We start from the raw sequence: 14,055 nt of genomic DNA, 5'->3' as shown, positions 1-14,055 counted from the left end.
TTCCGTCATGAAACACACCTTCAACGTAGCTCTCGTCGCTGTGCTCGCCCTCTCCGCCTGCAACAGCAAGTCCGCTAAGACCGCCCAATCCCCACAGCCTTCCGACGCCGTCCAGCAGAAACTCGTTGAACTCGCTGGCAGCGGTGCGACGAACTGCGGCGCACCCAAATCGCAGCAGCCCGCCGATGTGCAGCCCGCCACCGATTGCGCGCTCAAGGCTGCCCAGACGAAGCAGGCCTTCTACGTCCGCTACGATCTGCCCGGCATGACGACGGCAATGGCCGGCAATGCCCAGGGCCAACTCTTCGCCATCCAGTCAGAAGCCGGCAAAGTAGACAGCACGCCCTGTCCCGCTGAGATCCGCGTCGCCGGCAGCGGCCGCGTTACCTGCTACTCCGCGGGTTCCATGGGCGGAATGGGCACAATGGGCGGGGACAATCCGCACGGCGGAATGGGCACCACGGGCGGCACAAATCCTCACGGCGGAATGGAGATGCCGCCTGCGACCGGCCCCAATCCGCACCAAGGCTCCATGGCGCCCTCACACGGAAATCCGCCGGCGAAACAGCCGAAGCCTTAGACTGAGGACAGAGAGCGCATCGCGATGTCACGCAAGTACACTGTCACAGCGTTGGCCGCGCTCGGAATGTTCGCGGCCGTGTTCTTCCTCGATCGTGTCCTCGCCCGGTTCGGACTGCACGCCGAAGCAACCTATGTTGACGACTTCCTCCTGGCCATTCTTACGGGCGTGCTCGTCTTCATTCTGCAACTGCAGCACGAACGCGAACTCGCACGCCAGCAACATTCCGCGGTCATCATCGAGGAAATGAATCACCACATCCGAAACGCGTTGCAGGTAATCGTCTACAGGATGGACCCGAAAGCCCGCGAGAGCGACGAGTTGCGCGACATTCGCGCATCCGTCGACCGCATCGACTGGGCCCTCCGTGAAATTCTCCCCACCGTCCGCCGATAACACCGCGTGATTTGTGCCCTACCCTACTCGCGCTTTTTGCGAGAGGGTGGGGCTGTTCCTCACCATGCCGGGTGCCCCGTCCTGGCTCCGCTAGGGCGGGGTAGTTTTCTTCAAATCTCCCACAACCTGAAAATCCCTCACGCACCGGTATATTCCCAAACCCCGTCATCCCGAGCGGAACCGTGTTGTTTGCGGCGCAGTCGAGGGGACCTGCATTCTCCCGCGATTACCGGGTTCCCCAACTCAGCGGGAAGCCCGCGTTCGAGAGTGGTTTCAAAACAGCGCTCTATCTCGGTATGGATCGCGTTGACAAGCAGGTGAAATGCGGCTACGATTCAGCGCCATTCCTGGGGTGAGAGCAGATTCCGCATGAAAGTTGAGCGCCTTTTCTACACCGCCGCTGGGGCCATCTTCCTGATTCTCGTCGTCATTGGCTTCCAACATTACATTTTCGCCGGCAGGCACGTTGACGGTACGCCTATCGATCCGTCGATGCTGGCGACGGTTGTGGCGCACAGTTCGTCGATCTTCGTCTGGTACGTGCTGTTTTTCGTGCAGTCCCTGCTCATCTCCACGCAGAACCGCCGCCTGCACATGAAACTCGGCTGGAGCGTGCTCGTCATCGCCACAATGGTCGCCGTGACTGGGCCGCTGGTGGCGATCCGCTCGATACGCCTCCGTCCGGGCGCGACTGTCTTCGACTGGCCCGGACCGCAGTTCCTGTTGATTCTCTACACGGAGATGGCGCTGTTCGCGACATTCGTCACCCTCGGAGTCATCAACCGCAAACGTCCCCGCATTCACCGTCCCATGATGCTTCTGGCAAGCCTTTCCATTCTCACCGGAGCCACTGGTCGTATACCGCTCCTGAATTCGATCTTCGGATTTCACCATTGGACGGCCTTGTTCGGCCCCGTTGTTGCCCTCGGAGCGCTTCTCTTGATCGTCCGCTGGCTGATGACCCGCCGCCTCGATCGCGATTTTGTCGTCGGCTACACCGCCCTGGTCTTGATCACCCTGCTTGCGACAAGACTGTCGCTCACGAACGTCTGGGTCAATTGGGCGGGAATCATCTTGAAACTCTAAAAACTAGTTATCTTTCGCACCGGGTGCCCCGTCCTAGCTCCGCTAGGGCGGGGTAGTTTCCTTCAAATCTCCACCACACCGAAAATCGACGGGTGGCCCACCCTTTGGTTCGTGCCCTACCCTTCTCGCGCTTTTTGCGAGAGGGTGGGGCTGTTCTCCTCCTAGCTCAATCTGACTGTTGGAAATATCCCCACCTGTTCACGTTTTCGTGCCGTCCACTCAGACTCAATTTCAACTACACCCTCAACCCCTGTCAGGTGATGTCGGCAACTGCTCCAGCGCCAATCGTCCGGCTCCTTCACCAAACCTCGCTTCACCGGGTTGTAGTGAATGTAGTTGAGAGCATTTACAAATTCATCGTGCCGATGAATGTTGCGGTCATAGTAGCGACGTTGCCAGAACGGCGAGCGATCGGCCGGCGAGAGTTTCTTTCCCACAATCTGCTTGAGCATCTGGATCGCGACTGCAAGCGTTGTCCGCTCTGGTTCGCTCAGCAGTAGGTGCACATGTTCCGGCATGATCACGTATCCCATGATGAAAATTCCGTACCACCTGCGAATTCGTTCGAGTGTCGCTTCCAGGAAGTCGCGTGAAGCTGGTGGCTGAAACAACGGTCGACGGCGGTAGCAACTGAAAGTCACGAAATGGGGATCGTCGGTCTGCTGAAAGCGATGAAGACTCCAAGGCATAAGAACAGAATAAGATCGGCAAACTCGTGGTGAGAGTAGAAAAAGTCTTGTCATTCCCAGAGTGGGACTGCCCCACCCTCTCGCAAACAGCGCGAGAAGGGTAGGGCACGAGAATTCACTCGCGTCCCAAAGTAGAAGAAGCTAGACTCGTTTCGAAAGGGTGCGCCACCAGCCAAATACAGTGAGGGGGAGGCAATCGGCATTGCGAAAGTTCAGGACTTCCGAAAATCTCTACGTGTTCGTCTTCGGGACTATTGCTCTCGGAATCGCTATTCTGTTCGACAGAAACGGCATGTCGCAGAAGTGGCACGCAGCTATAGTCGGAACTGCTGTTGCGTTCGGTGGAAGCATTTGGGCTCTGAAACGGAAATGGAGCAGCCCGTCGTTTTGGTTGGCCGTTATCACCTGCTTCGGACTGCACGTTCTGCTGATGTGGTTGGTATTCGAGCGACTTCTCAGCACAACCAAGAACGTCGGCATTCTTGAGTGGAGCCCTTTTGCTTTTGCGGAAGGAATAATTCTGCTGTTGGCGATACCCTTTTTGCAGCATGGATTTTCGCCAGGTCGCCCACGAATCTCATAAACGTTTGTGCCCCACGTTCGCGTCCCGCGGTTGGACGCTAACGTGCGCGCTTCGGACAACCGAAGTATCGTCCCTACCCTATCTCGCGCGCAGTTGAACTCGAGAGGGTCGGCAGTTCCAACCGACGGCTCTGCCGTTCAGTTTCCCGGCCTGGAGAACTCGTCGCGGGCACTCTCCCACAGTGACCCCCACCGCTCGCAGCCCAATTTCAAGGCTCTTCCTGTCAAGCCGGGTTTTCAGATTTAAGCTGCTTGTTTTCAAAATCTTACCGGAGAAATTTCCGTAAGTTATTGAAAACACGAGATCGGCACATAAGGGGGTGGGGTCCTTCTACTCTGCTCAATGCAATTTCTACATACGGTGAAGGGCCTTACGTAACCGTATCTCATTGAAAACAAAGTGCAAAGATTGGCACTCAGGCTGCACTCTGGATACTGAAACTCGTCAAAAGATCAAGCTATTTCGGGGGACGAAATGAAACGAACTCTGGTTCTCGCATTGGCCATCTCGGTGATGTTGTTTGTCTCCGCCTGCAGCCACATGCCTGACAACGCGAACGCATCGGCCGATAACAGCTCGGCCGCGACCACAGCAGACAACAGCGGCAGCAGTAGCGCTCTTCCGTTCAGCGGCGATAAGGACAGGCCCAGCAGCGAACATAAGGGACTGTTCAGCCGCAAAGCCGAAGATCTGACGGTTCCTTCCGGAACGCCCGTAACAGTCCGTCTCTCGACCGCAGTCTCGTCGGCCAGCAATCAGGCAGGCGATCGCTTTGACGCCGTCCTCGACGCTCCCCTCGTGGTCAACGGCAAGACCATAGCGCCAGCAGGCGCCGCCGTCACCGGCAGAGTCGTCGCGGCCGAGCAATCTGGTCACCTTCAGCATCCTGGAATGATCCAGATCGCGCTCGACACGATCACCATCAATAACAAGGCAGTTCCGGTAACGACCTCAAGCGTGATCGCTCGCGGCACCTCCCACAAGAAGCGCAACCTCGCCTGGATCGGCGGTTCGACCGCAGGCGGCGCATTGATCGGCGGTCTCGCCGGCGGAGGAAAAGGCGCCCTCATCGGCAGCATGGTCGGCGCGGGCGGCGGAACCACCGCAGCTTACGCCACCGGCAAGAAGGACGTTGGCTTCGGCGTGGAGCGTCGCTTGACCTTCCGCATCACCCAACCGGTCACGGTCAAGGGCTAGCCCCGAGAGTCCGAACCACACTTCCCGAAGACAGCCGCCGGACATGGAGTTCCGGCGGTTCTGTTTTGCGCCAAATATTTTCCTTCGCAGCCCGCTACGCATTTCTGGAGTAGACTTTCCCGATTTCTGTCTTTGTTCTGTTTTAGGAACAAAACAGATTTTCCTCCCAATTCTGCAAGTTCCTGTACTTAAATTGAATAGGTCCGATTGACGAGACATCTCAGTCGTTTCGTGTCCTGAAATGGGAAAGTGAACACGAAGAAGTTCCGTTCGCGGAATCTGGCCAAATTGAAGAACTCCTTGACTGGCGCTGCTTTTGCGCCTCGCACAAGGAATGGTCCATCGAATGCAACGCTGTCTTTGTGCATCACGGATCGGAGGCGATCGTGAGAGACAGCGAGCAGGAGAGACTGCGTTCGATCCTGCACGAGCTGAGCAACGTGATAACAGGTGTGCTGATAAGCGGCGGATTATTGCGCCTGGGATTGCGCGGCGATGCCCGCGAACACCACGCTGCCGATATCTGCGAGGGAGGCGAACGAGGCGCGGCGCTGGTAAGCGAGGCTCGCAGCCTCTTGCCGGCGGAAACGCCGCTTGAAGAGTAGTGAAATATCAATTGCCGATGATCTGGTTTTAGGAGGGAGCATGCGATTCCAATACAAGAACACGAGAGGCACACGATGAGCAGTATTCCAGGCCCCGATGTGCCCGAAGTTAGTCAGAACTCGACGGCAACGATTGCGTCCATTGCAGCGGGAGCGCGTCCCGCGGAAATGAATCTGCTGAACCTGTTAATCGTTGATGATGAACGCTCTATTCGCGACGGCTGTCGAGAAGTTGCACAGTCGCTCGGTTTTACGACCTATGTCGCCGATAATTCGGAACACGCCTTCCGCATTATCGAGACTGCCAACATTGACGTGTTGCTACTCGACCTGCGGCTCCCAGGCCCGGGAGGGTTGGATATCCTGCGCGAGGTAAAGCGCCGCCGTCCCCACACCGTAATTGTCGTGATCACCGGGTATGCGACCGTGCAGTCAGCGGTGCAAGCGATGAAGCACGGCGCGTACGACTACGTCACTAAACCCTTCAATTTCGAAGAACTTCGTCTGCTGCTGGAGCGAGTTGTCGGTCATCTACAGTTGACCAGCGAAAACCGGCTGTTACGGGAACAGATTAAATCGAAGCAGGGTTTCGGCTCAATCGTTGGCCGCTCTCCCGAGATGGAGAAACTCTATCGGATCATTTCCAAAGCTTCACATAGTACTCATCCTGTACTGATACTTGGCGAAAGCGGCACTGGAAAAGAGCTGGTCGCACGTTCCATACACTTCTCGGGTGTATATCACGATAAGCCGTTTATTCCTGTCGATTGCGGTTCACTGGTTCCGAGCTTGATTGAGAGTGAGTTATTCGGCTACGTGAAAGGTGCGTTCACCGGTGCTGTGCGGTCGAAGGATGGGCTGCTGGCGATTGCGGAAGGGGGCACGATATTCCTTGATGAAATCGGCGAACTGCCCATTGATCTGCAGGCGAAACTGTTGCGGGCGCTGCAGGAGAAAGAGATTCGTCCCGTGGGTGGAACGAAGTCGATACCCATCAATATCCGAATTCTGGCAGCGACGAATAAGGACCTGGAACAGTGTGTTGCCCAAGGAACTTTTCGGCGTGATCTTTACTTCCGTTTGAACGTTCTCACCCTGCGGATCCCGCCGCTGCGCGAGCGTAAGCAGGATATTCCCCTGCTGACGGGACATTTCCTGGAGCGGTTGGCGCGGGCGACGGGTGTGCAGCGCAATATCAGCGACGAAGCGCTAAAACTGCTGCTTGCCTACGAGTGGCCAGGCAATATCCGCGAGTTGGAGAACTGCCTTGAACGAGCCTGCGCGCTGACTTCGGGTCCGACGGTTCACGTTTCTGATCTGCCGACATCGATCCAGACATGGAAGGCGCAGACGCAACCCAATATTTCGGGTGAAGATCTCGGTGGGCGAGCACTGACCCTTGCCGAAATCGAAAAGAATGCCATTCTGCAGACTATCGACCAGTTGCATGGAGACAAGATGGAAGCGGCCAAGGTCCTCGGAATCGGCAAAACTACCCTGTATCGAAAACTGAAAGAATACGGCGCCGCGTTTTAGCGGCGCCTGAATTCAGAAGCGTGCTTCAGCGGTTGGAGCGCAAACAGGAGACGTGTGTCCAAGAAGGACCGAACCTCTCCGGGAGACGAAACATGATTCTGCTGATTACGTCATCGAAGCGGGCGCCAGAGTACGTGGTAACCCTTGAACATGAAGTTGGAGAAGAAGCGGAGATTGCGGATACGACGAAGCGAGCACTGGCGCAATTACGCAATGGCGAGTACTCGACCGTTGTGATCGACGAAGCCTTCGTCGAATCAGAACCGGAAGCGATCGAGATGTTGTTGCGACACGCAGGAATGGCAGTTCCGGTTTATGTGAACCTGGCCATCAGCGGTCCGCAGCGAGTTGTGCGCGAGGTCAAGCTCACGCTGCGCAGACAGGAAGAGTCGCGCCTGATTGCGATTCGGGCCGCGGAATCTCTGTTAAGAACGGAGCTGCGCGGCGCAGTGACGGGAATCTTGCTCTCGACCGAACTCGCACTGCGTACGCCTGACTTGCCGGGCGAAGCCGCGGACAAGATGCGTTCGGTATGTCAGCTTGCAGCGGAGATTCGATCGAGGCTAGAGACAGTACAGTAAGCTGATGTGGCCGATGGCCGGGTATCGCGTCCCTCCTGAGCGCGATTTCCGGCCATGTGCCTCGACTCGTCGACCGAACAGTGAAGGTATTTGTGCCCGGAAAGCCCGCGGCTGCCGTTTTTGTGCGGCAACCCTTGCAGACGCTCTCCGCTTCTCAAAGTTCACGGCCCGTGATCCTTGCGGCCGTCAGGAGATTTCCGTGCTCTGGACCATTTTTGCGATCTTGCTCATTCTTTGGCTTCTTGGGTGGGGATTTCACGTTGCAGGGAGTTTGATCCACCTTCTGCTGGTGCTGGCGATCATTGTGGCTATCATCAGCCTGGTGACGGGCCGCCGCACGGCCTAGCACCCGAAGAAGTCTACGACCAGCATGCCCCAGCAACAGCGGGGCATATTTGTATTTACCCACGACTGAAGAATTCTGGCGGATGTTCCTCTGCACGTGCACGCCGATTCCCGCCAAACCTTGGTTCTGCTGGGGTTCGGGCCAACCCAAGTACCTCCGCCGCATCTAATCTGCGCTGAACGGACCTTAGAGTCCGTGCCCTGACATGTCCAGCAGAACCCAAAACATACCGCGAAGCATATCTGTCGAATCACATCCCCCCGACCGGGAGGTGCTCGCCCGTGAGATTTCTCAGCTTGGAGATTGGTTTCACAACATCGATCTGTTCGGGGTCCCAACTGCACCCGATCACTTCCTGGGCGATTTTCCGAACGTCAAGTGGAAGCATATCGAGAAGGTGATCCCGAATGACCTGTCGGGTGCGACGGTACTCGATATCGGCTGCAACGGCGGATTTTATTCCATCCAGATGAAGCGTCGCGGGGCGTCGCGAGTGCTCGGGATCGACATTGACGATCGATACCTCAATCAGGGACGTTACGCGGCAAAGACGCTGGGGCTCGATATTGAATTCGAACGGCGCTCGGTGTACGAGGTCGCCGAAATCGCCGGACAGTTCGACTGGGTCATCTTCATGGGAGTGCTTTACCACTTGAGGTACCCGCTGTATGCACTGGACAAGGTGGTGAAGAAAGTCGGCGGGAAGTTGCTCTTCCAGACCATGCTGAGAGGCTCGGAAGAGACGCGCGAGTGGGAAGAGAACTATCACTTCTGGAATAAGGAAATCTTCGAAAGCCCTGAGTTCCCGCGCATGCACTTCATCGAGAACCGCTATGCCAACGATTACACGAACTGGTGGATCCCCAATCGCGCTTGCGCCGAGGCGATGGTGCGCAGTTCAGGGCTGGAGGTTGTCGCCCACCCAGAGCCTGAGACATGGATATGTGAGCCTCGTGAGGTGCAGCGGAACGAGCAGTACATCGTCGATCTAGAACTTACGGGCAAGTTGTAGAGAGAAGAATTTGAATTGGAAGGGACTAGTTCATGGTCGAAGCAGTCATGCTCTGGAATGAGCCCAACAACCTCTCCCATTGGGATTTCAAGATGGATCCCGACTGGAAGATGTTCGCCGGCAATGTGCTGGCAGCGGCTCATGCCATCCGGCGCGTGAATCCCACAGTGAAACTGGTTTTGGGCGGAATCTCCCCGATTGATCCGAATTTTATAAAGCTGCTCGATTCGCACGGTGTGCTCGACGTCGTCGACATCGTCGCCGTGCACGGATTTCCGCTGGACTGGAACCACTGGAACATCAACGAGTGGCCGAACAAGATTGAAGAAATCAAGGCAGTTGCAAAGGGCAAGCCTATTTGGGTCTCAGAGGTCGGCGCGTCTTCATTTGGTGCCGAAGAGGTCCAGGTTTTCGGGTTGGAGCGGACCGCTGAGTTGCTACTACCTATCGTCGAACGCGCGCACTGGTACAGCCTTTTCGACCTGCCGAAGACATGGACGGCAACAACCCGCCACAAGGAAGCAGAAGGAAGCGCGTATTACCGGCACTATTACATGGGATTGTTGCGCGAGGACGGCTCCCCGAAAGCGGCGGCGGATCACTTCGCTTCCGGCCTGGGAATTTGCCAGTGGTTCCACTTCGAAGATCACCGGCTTGACCTCGGCGTTGAGTGGCTCCGGAAGTTGGGCGTGAATTACCTGCGAACCGGGATCAGTTGGGCGGATTCATTTCGTCCGAACGCGGAACCGTGGTTCGACCGGCAGATGTCGGCGCTGGAGGAGTTCGAGACTACCTTGACACTTTGCTTCACGCCCGAACACCTCGGCATTTCGCCGCACTACACCAGCCCTCCGAAGGATCCGAACGATTTTGCCCAGTTCGCTGCATGGGCGGTAGAACGATATGTCCCGATGAGAAAGAGTCCGTCATCCTCGCCCAGAGACGGAGCGGTCGTGGGGGCGCGACAATGAGCGGGAAGCGTGTGCTGGTCACTGGCGGCGCGGGCTTTGTGGGCTCGCATACAGTGGATGCACTGCTGCGCGAGGGCCATTCCGTTCGCGTCTTCGACAATCTCGACCCGCAGGTCCACGGTGACGGCGTACCGCCTTATCTCGCGAAGGAAGTCGAGTTCCAGCGGGGCGATATGCGGAATATCGAGGCGGTGATAAGGGCCGTTCGCGGTGTGGACGTGGTCTACCATTTCGCCGCTGCTGTAGGTGTCGGTCAATCGATGTACGAGATTGCGCGGTACATGGAAGTGAACACGCAAGGCACCGCGAACCTGCTTCAGGCCGTGCTGGATTGCAAACTCGAATACGAGAAACTGATCGTCGCATCCTCGATGTCGATTTATGGCGAAGGGCAATATGAGTGTCCGGAACACCGCAAGGTCGCTCCGCCACCGAGGCCTATGCAGCAACTCCGCGAGAAACACTGGGAGGTGCGTTGTCCAGAATGTGCACGCGCCTTGAGCCCGCTGCCGACGAGTGAAGAGAAGCCGTTGCAATACACGTCGTATTACGCGCTCTCAAAAAAGGACCAGGAAGAGATGGTGCTGCTCTTCGGTCGCACTTACGACATGCCGGTGGTAGCGCTGCGGTATTTCAATATTTACGGCACACGGCAGGCACTCTCGAATCCGTATACGGGGGTTGCGGCGATTTTCGGCTCGAGGCTGTTGAACGATCGTGCGCCGATGATTTTTGAGGATGGCAGCCAGATGCGCGATTTTGTCAGTGTTCACGACGTCGTACAGGCGAATTTGCTGGCCCTTAAGAGTGAAGAGGCAAATGGCGAAGCGCTGAACATCGGTAGCGGGAAGCCAATCACGATCCGTGAAGTCGCGTCGAGTCTGAGCGAAGCGTTGGGGAACGTGCCTATCGAGATCACGGGGAAGTATCGGGTGGGCGACATTCGTCACTGTTATGCGGACATCTCCCGTGCTCGCGAAGTTCTGGGCTACGCACCGAAGTTCGGTTTCCGCGATGGTGTGGGTGAGTTGGTGTCGTGGCTTCGTTCGCAAACCGCGACCGATCGCGTCGGCGAGGCATCGCGACAGTTGGCGTCCTATGGTTTGACTGCTTGAGGCAGCATGCACGTACTGGTAACCGCAGACACGGTGGGCGGCGTCTGGAGCTACGCCAAGGAACTGGTGACAGGACTGGTGCGCCGGGGCGTCCGTGTCACGCTTGTGAGTTTCGGTAATATTCCCCCCCCGGCGCAGGCTGACTGGATTGAACCGCTGCGGCTGGTTGATTTCCGCCCGACCGCGTTTCGCCTGGAGTGGATGCAGGAAGCCGAGGGCGATGTCGAGGCCTCGCGCGACTTCCTGATGTCAATCATAGAAGAGACGAGGCCCGACGTGCTGCACCTCAACCAGTACTGCTACGGCAACCTCCCGGTCAGCATTCCGAAGATTGTCGTCGCACATAGCGATGTCGTCAGCTGGTGGGCCACGGTCAAGAACGAAGAGCCCGAAGATTTCGAGTGGATCCGATGGTATCGTCGCGCAGTATCAGAGGGGCTTGCCGGAGCAACAGCGGTTATTGCGCCGAGCAATTGGATGTTGCGGCAAATCTACACATGGTATTCGCCGATGAAACGCGGCCGGGTGATTTATAACGGGCGAACGCCAACGTTGTTTAATCCCCATATCAGCAAGGACGATTACATTCTATCCGTAGGCAGGTTGTGGGACGGTGGCAAACAGGCTGTGCTGCTGACGAGAATCGCGCCACCGTCGCCGGTGTTCATTGTCGGTGCTGAAGAGCACGCGGACGCTGCGCTAAGAGGCGTTTCGGCGGTCGGAAATGCGCCGGCGGCGGTGCGGTTGAAGGGGTCGCAGAGCGAAGGACAGTTGCGGCACTGGTTTGGGCGCGCAGCCCTGTATGCTGCCACGTCGGTGTACGAACCATTTGGGCTGGCACCGCTGGAGGCCGCGTTCTCCCGTTGTGCAATCGTCGCCAACGACATTCCGAGCTTCCGCGAAATCTGGGGAGAGACGGTATGTTATTTCCGGACGAACGATCCGGTGAGTTTGCAACGGCAACTTGAGCGGTTACAGGGCAACCGCGAGTTGAGACTTCGTTATGCCAATCTTGCATACAACCGCGCGCGTGCCCGGTACACAGCCGACCGAATGGTGAACGACTATCTGGATCTCTACCGAACGCTCGCGGGAGTGGAGGCACACGCGGCATGAAACAACGCCTGCATTTCCGATTCTTTGCACATTCGTGGGTGAGCGACTGGAATCACGGTAATGCGCATTTCCTGCGTGGACTCGTGCGCGAGCTTATCAAGTTGGGTCACGAAGTACGCTGTTACGAGGAACTCGGGGCGTGGTCTCTGAAGAGCCTGGTCAGCAATGAAAAAGATCTGGCAGTTGAAGCCATCGATACCTTCCGCCAAACCTATCCCGAACTCGACGTTCACTTCTATCAGCAGGATGACACGCTCGATCATTTCCTCGATGCCGAACTTCGCGGAGCCGATATCGTCATCTTGCACGAGTGGAACGATCCGAAAGTGGTGAATGCCGTGCTCGAGCGGAAAGATCGGTTCGGATTTCGCGTGTTGCTGCACGATACGCATCACAGGGCCTATACCGCGGCAGGGCAAATTCTGCAATTTCAACTGCACCGAGTTGATGGCGTGCTCGCTTTCGGAGATGCGATTCGCAGGATCTACCAGGATGGGTTTGGAATTCCCAACGTCTGGACGTTCCATGAAGCGGCGGATACATCGGTGTTTAAGCCTCTTGATCTTGAGAAGGAATGGGACCTCTTGTGGATCGGAAACTGGGGTGACGAGGAGCGAACCCGGGAACTAATGGAATACCTTGTGGGTCCTGCGCATAACCTGCCGCACCGGAAGATCCTCGTGCATGGTGTTCGTTATCCGGACGCCGGCGTTCGGGTCTTGAAAGAGGCGGGCATTGAGTACCGAGGTTATCTGCCTAATTTGTCGGCGCCGGTGGCCTACGCCCATTCGCGCCTGGCGCTACATGTGCCTCGCCGGCAATATACAAACGGTCTGAGCGGGATTCCGACGATTCGTGTATTCGAGGCGCTGGCTTGCGGAGCTACATTGGTTTGCGCTCCATGGAACGATGCCGAAGGTCTCTTCCGGCCCGGCGAGGACTACGTCATCGCCAGCAACAGCGATCGCATGACGGCGACAATTGAAGAGTTATCGCGGGACCAATCGGCACGTGCGCAGATCGCGCGGAGCGGGTTGGAGACCATCCGCAAACGTCATACATGTCATCACCGTGCGCAGCAGTTGCTCGAAATCTCCGAGGAGCTAGGTCGATGAGAATTTTCGTCTTCGGTTCCAGCATAACGTCCTCTTACTGGAACGGAGCAGCAACATATTATCGCGGGATTTATCGGAATCTGGCTGCGCTCGAGCACGACATCACGTTTGCGGAACCCGATATCTACAATCGCCAGCAGAACCGCGATCTGAGCGAGGTGGAGTACGCAAAAGTGATTGTCTACCAGACACCGAGAGACCTCGACGACCTTCTCGGACTGGCAGCTACGGCAGATCTCATCATTAAGCACAGTGGGATAGGCGCCGATGACGCCGTGCTGGAACGGCGTGTACTCGAGATACGCTCGCGCGGAAGAATGGTGGCGTTCTGGGATGTCGATGCTCCGGCGACTCTTGCCAGTGTTGAAGCTGATCCTACGAATCCCTTTCGCATGCTGATCCCGCAATACGATTTCGTCTTCACCTACGGCGGCGGGGCGCCGGTCGTGGAGCACTATCTGGAGTTGGGCGCACAGAACTGCTACCCGATTTATAACGCACTTGATCCGGAGATGCACTTTCCCATAGCAGCGGACCCGTCCCTGGCCTGCGACCTTGTTTTCGTAGGCAATCGACTACCTGACCGCGAGAGTCGCGTCGAGGAATTCTTCGTGCGAGCCGCCGAGCTCGCCCCGGAGATGAAGTTCATCCTGGGTGGGGAAGGGTGGGGATCCAAGCGTCTGCCGTCCAATGTTCTGTGGATCGGTCACGTTGGCACGAATATGCACAACCGACTGAACTGCTCGGCGCGGATGGTGCTAAACATCAATCGCGATTCGATGGCCGACGTTGGGTTCTCGCCGCCGACGCGCATCTTTGAGGCTGCTGGCGCGGGCGCGTGTTTGATCACAGACTACTGGCGAGGCATCGAAACATTCTTTGAGCCCGGAGAGGAAATCCTGGTGGCGCATGACGCACAGGAAATCGTGAGCTACCTTCGTGAAACCTCTTCCGCCCAACGGGACGCAATCGGGACTCGCATGCGCCAGCGCGCTCTGCAGGAACATGCCTATGCTTCGCGCGCAAGGGAGGTCGACGCAATTTTGATGGAGGCGCGACATGCGCGTGTGAGCGCGCCGCATCTGCAAACGGCAGATTTCCCGGTGGAGCGGACTGCGTAGGGAGGA

15 protein-coding genes are annotated in these 14,055 nt (G+C 57.1%); 14 read left to right on the top strand and 1 reads right to left on the bottom strand.

All coding sequences use genetic code 11. The annotated features are described in order from the left end of the window. Positions 1–7 precede the first annotated feature (7 nt). From ROO76_21705 to ROO76_21695, 3 genes are all read left to right on the top strand, one after another. A complete protein-coding gene (locus ROO76_21705; protein ID MDT8070785.1) occupies positions 8–580 on the top strand; it encodes a hypothetical protein in 573 nt (190 codons plus the stop codon). A gap of 24 nt (positions 581–604) precedes the next feature. Next, entirely contained in the window at positions 605–976 is a 372-nt protein-coding gene (locus ROO76_21700; protein MDT8070784.1) for a hypothetical protein, read from the top strand. A gap of 369 nt (positions 977–1,345) precedes the next feature. Next, complete coding sequence (locus tag ROO76_21695; protein MDT8070783.1) at positions 1,346–2,062, top strand: hypothetical protein; 717 nt, start codon at positions 1,346–1,348, stop codon at positions 2,060–2,062. 161 nt (positions 2,063–2,223) lie between these two features. Here ROO76_21695 and ROO76_21690 read toward each other — a convergent pair whose 3' ends face one another. Further along, complete coding sequence (locus ROO76_21690) at positions 2,224–2,751, bottom strand: transposase (GenBank protein ID MDT8070782.1); 528 nt, start codon at positions 2,749–2,751, stop codon at positions 2,224–2,226. 1,057 nt (positions 2,752–3,808) lie between these two features. Here ROO76_21690 and ROO76_21685 point away from each other — a divergent pair. From ROO76_21685 to ROO76_21635, 11 genes are all read left to right on the top strand, one after another. After that, positions 3,809–4,531 (top strand): hypothetical protein, encoded by a 723-nt coding sequence (locus tag ROO76_21685; GenBank protein MDT8070781.1) that lies wholly within the window; start codon positions 3,809–3,811, stop codon positions 4,529–4,531. Between the two features lie 386 nt (positions 4,532–4,917). After that, positions 4,918–5,136 (top strand): hypothetical protein, encoded by a 219-nt coding sequence (locus ROO76_21680; protein MDT8070780.1) that lies wholly within the window; start codon positions 4,918–4,920, stop codon positions 5,134–5,136. Between the two features lie 75 nt (positions 5,137–5,211). After that, complete coding sequence (locus ROO76_21675; GenBank protein ID MDT8070779.1) at positions 5,212–6,672, top strand: sigma-54 dependent transcriptional regulator; 1,461 nt, start codon at positions 5,212–5,214, stop codon at positions 6,670–6,672. A 92-nt stretch (positions 6,673–6,764) separates the two neighbouring features. Further along, a complete protein-coding gene (locus ROO76_21670; GenBank protein MDT8070778.1) occupies positions 6,765–7,253 on the top strand; it encodes a hypothetical protein in 489 nt (162 codons plus the stop codon). Positions 7,254–7,452: 199 nt separating this feature from the next. Beyond that, positions 7,453–7,599 (top strand): lmo0937 family membrane protein, encoded by a 147-nt coding sequence (locus tag ROO76_21665; GenBank protein MDT8070777.1) that lies wholly within the window; start codon positions 7,453–7,455, stop codon positions 7,597–7,599. 205 nt (positions 7,600–7,804) lie between these two features. Next, positions 7,805–8,611, top strand: a complete 807-nt coding sequence (locus ROO76_21660) for a TIGR04290 family methyltransferase (protein MDT8070776.1) — start codon at positions 7,805–7,807, stop codon at positions 8,609–8,611. A 32-nt stretch (positions 8,612–8,643) separates the two neighbouring features. Next, positions 8,644–9,582, top strand: a complete 939-nt coding sequence (locus ROO76_21655) for a beta-xylosidase (GenBank protein ID MDT8070775.1) — start codon at positions 8,644–8,646, stop codon at positions 9,580–9,582. Then, on the top strand, positions 9,579–10,697 hold the full coding sequence (locus ROO76_21650) for an NAD-dependent epimerase/dehydratase family protein (GenBank protein MDT8070774.1): 1,119 nt from the start codon (positions 9,579–9,581) through the stop codon (positions 10,695–10,697). Before ROO76_21655 ends, ROO76_21650 begins: the two co-directional genes overlap by 4 nt. Positions 10,698–10,703: 6 nt before the next feature. Then, a complete protein-coding gene (locus ROO76_21645; GenBank protein MDT8070773.1) occupies positions 10,704–11,813 on the top strand; it encodes a glycosyltransferase family 4 protein in 1,110 nt (369 codons plus the stop codon). Next, complete coding sequence (locus ROO76_21640) at positions 11,810–12,928, top strand: glycosyltransferase (GenBank protein MDT8070772.1); 1,119 nt, start codon at positions 11,810–11,812, stop codon at positions 12,926–12,928. Before ROO76_21645 ends, ROO76_21640 begins: the two co-directional genes overlap by 4 nt. Next, on the top strand, positions 12,925–14,049 hold the full coding sequence (locus tag ROO76_21635) for a glycosyltransferase (protein ID MDT8070771.1): 1,125 nt from the start codon (positions 12,925–12,927) through the stop codon (positions 14,047–14,049). Before ROO76_21640 ends, ROO76_21635 begins: the two co-directional genes overlap by 4 nt. Positions 14,050–14,055: the final 6 nt, after the last annotated feature.

The sequence above is a fragment of the Terriglobia bacterium genome (assembly GCA_032252755.1).
GTDB lineage: Bacteria > Acidobacteriota > Terriglobia > Terriglobales > Acidobacteriaceae > JAVUPY01.
The sequence above is the reverse complement of the archived record's forward strand: the minus strand, read 5'-3'. Positions and strand labels throughout refer to the sequence as shown.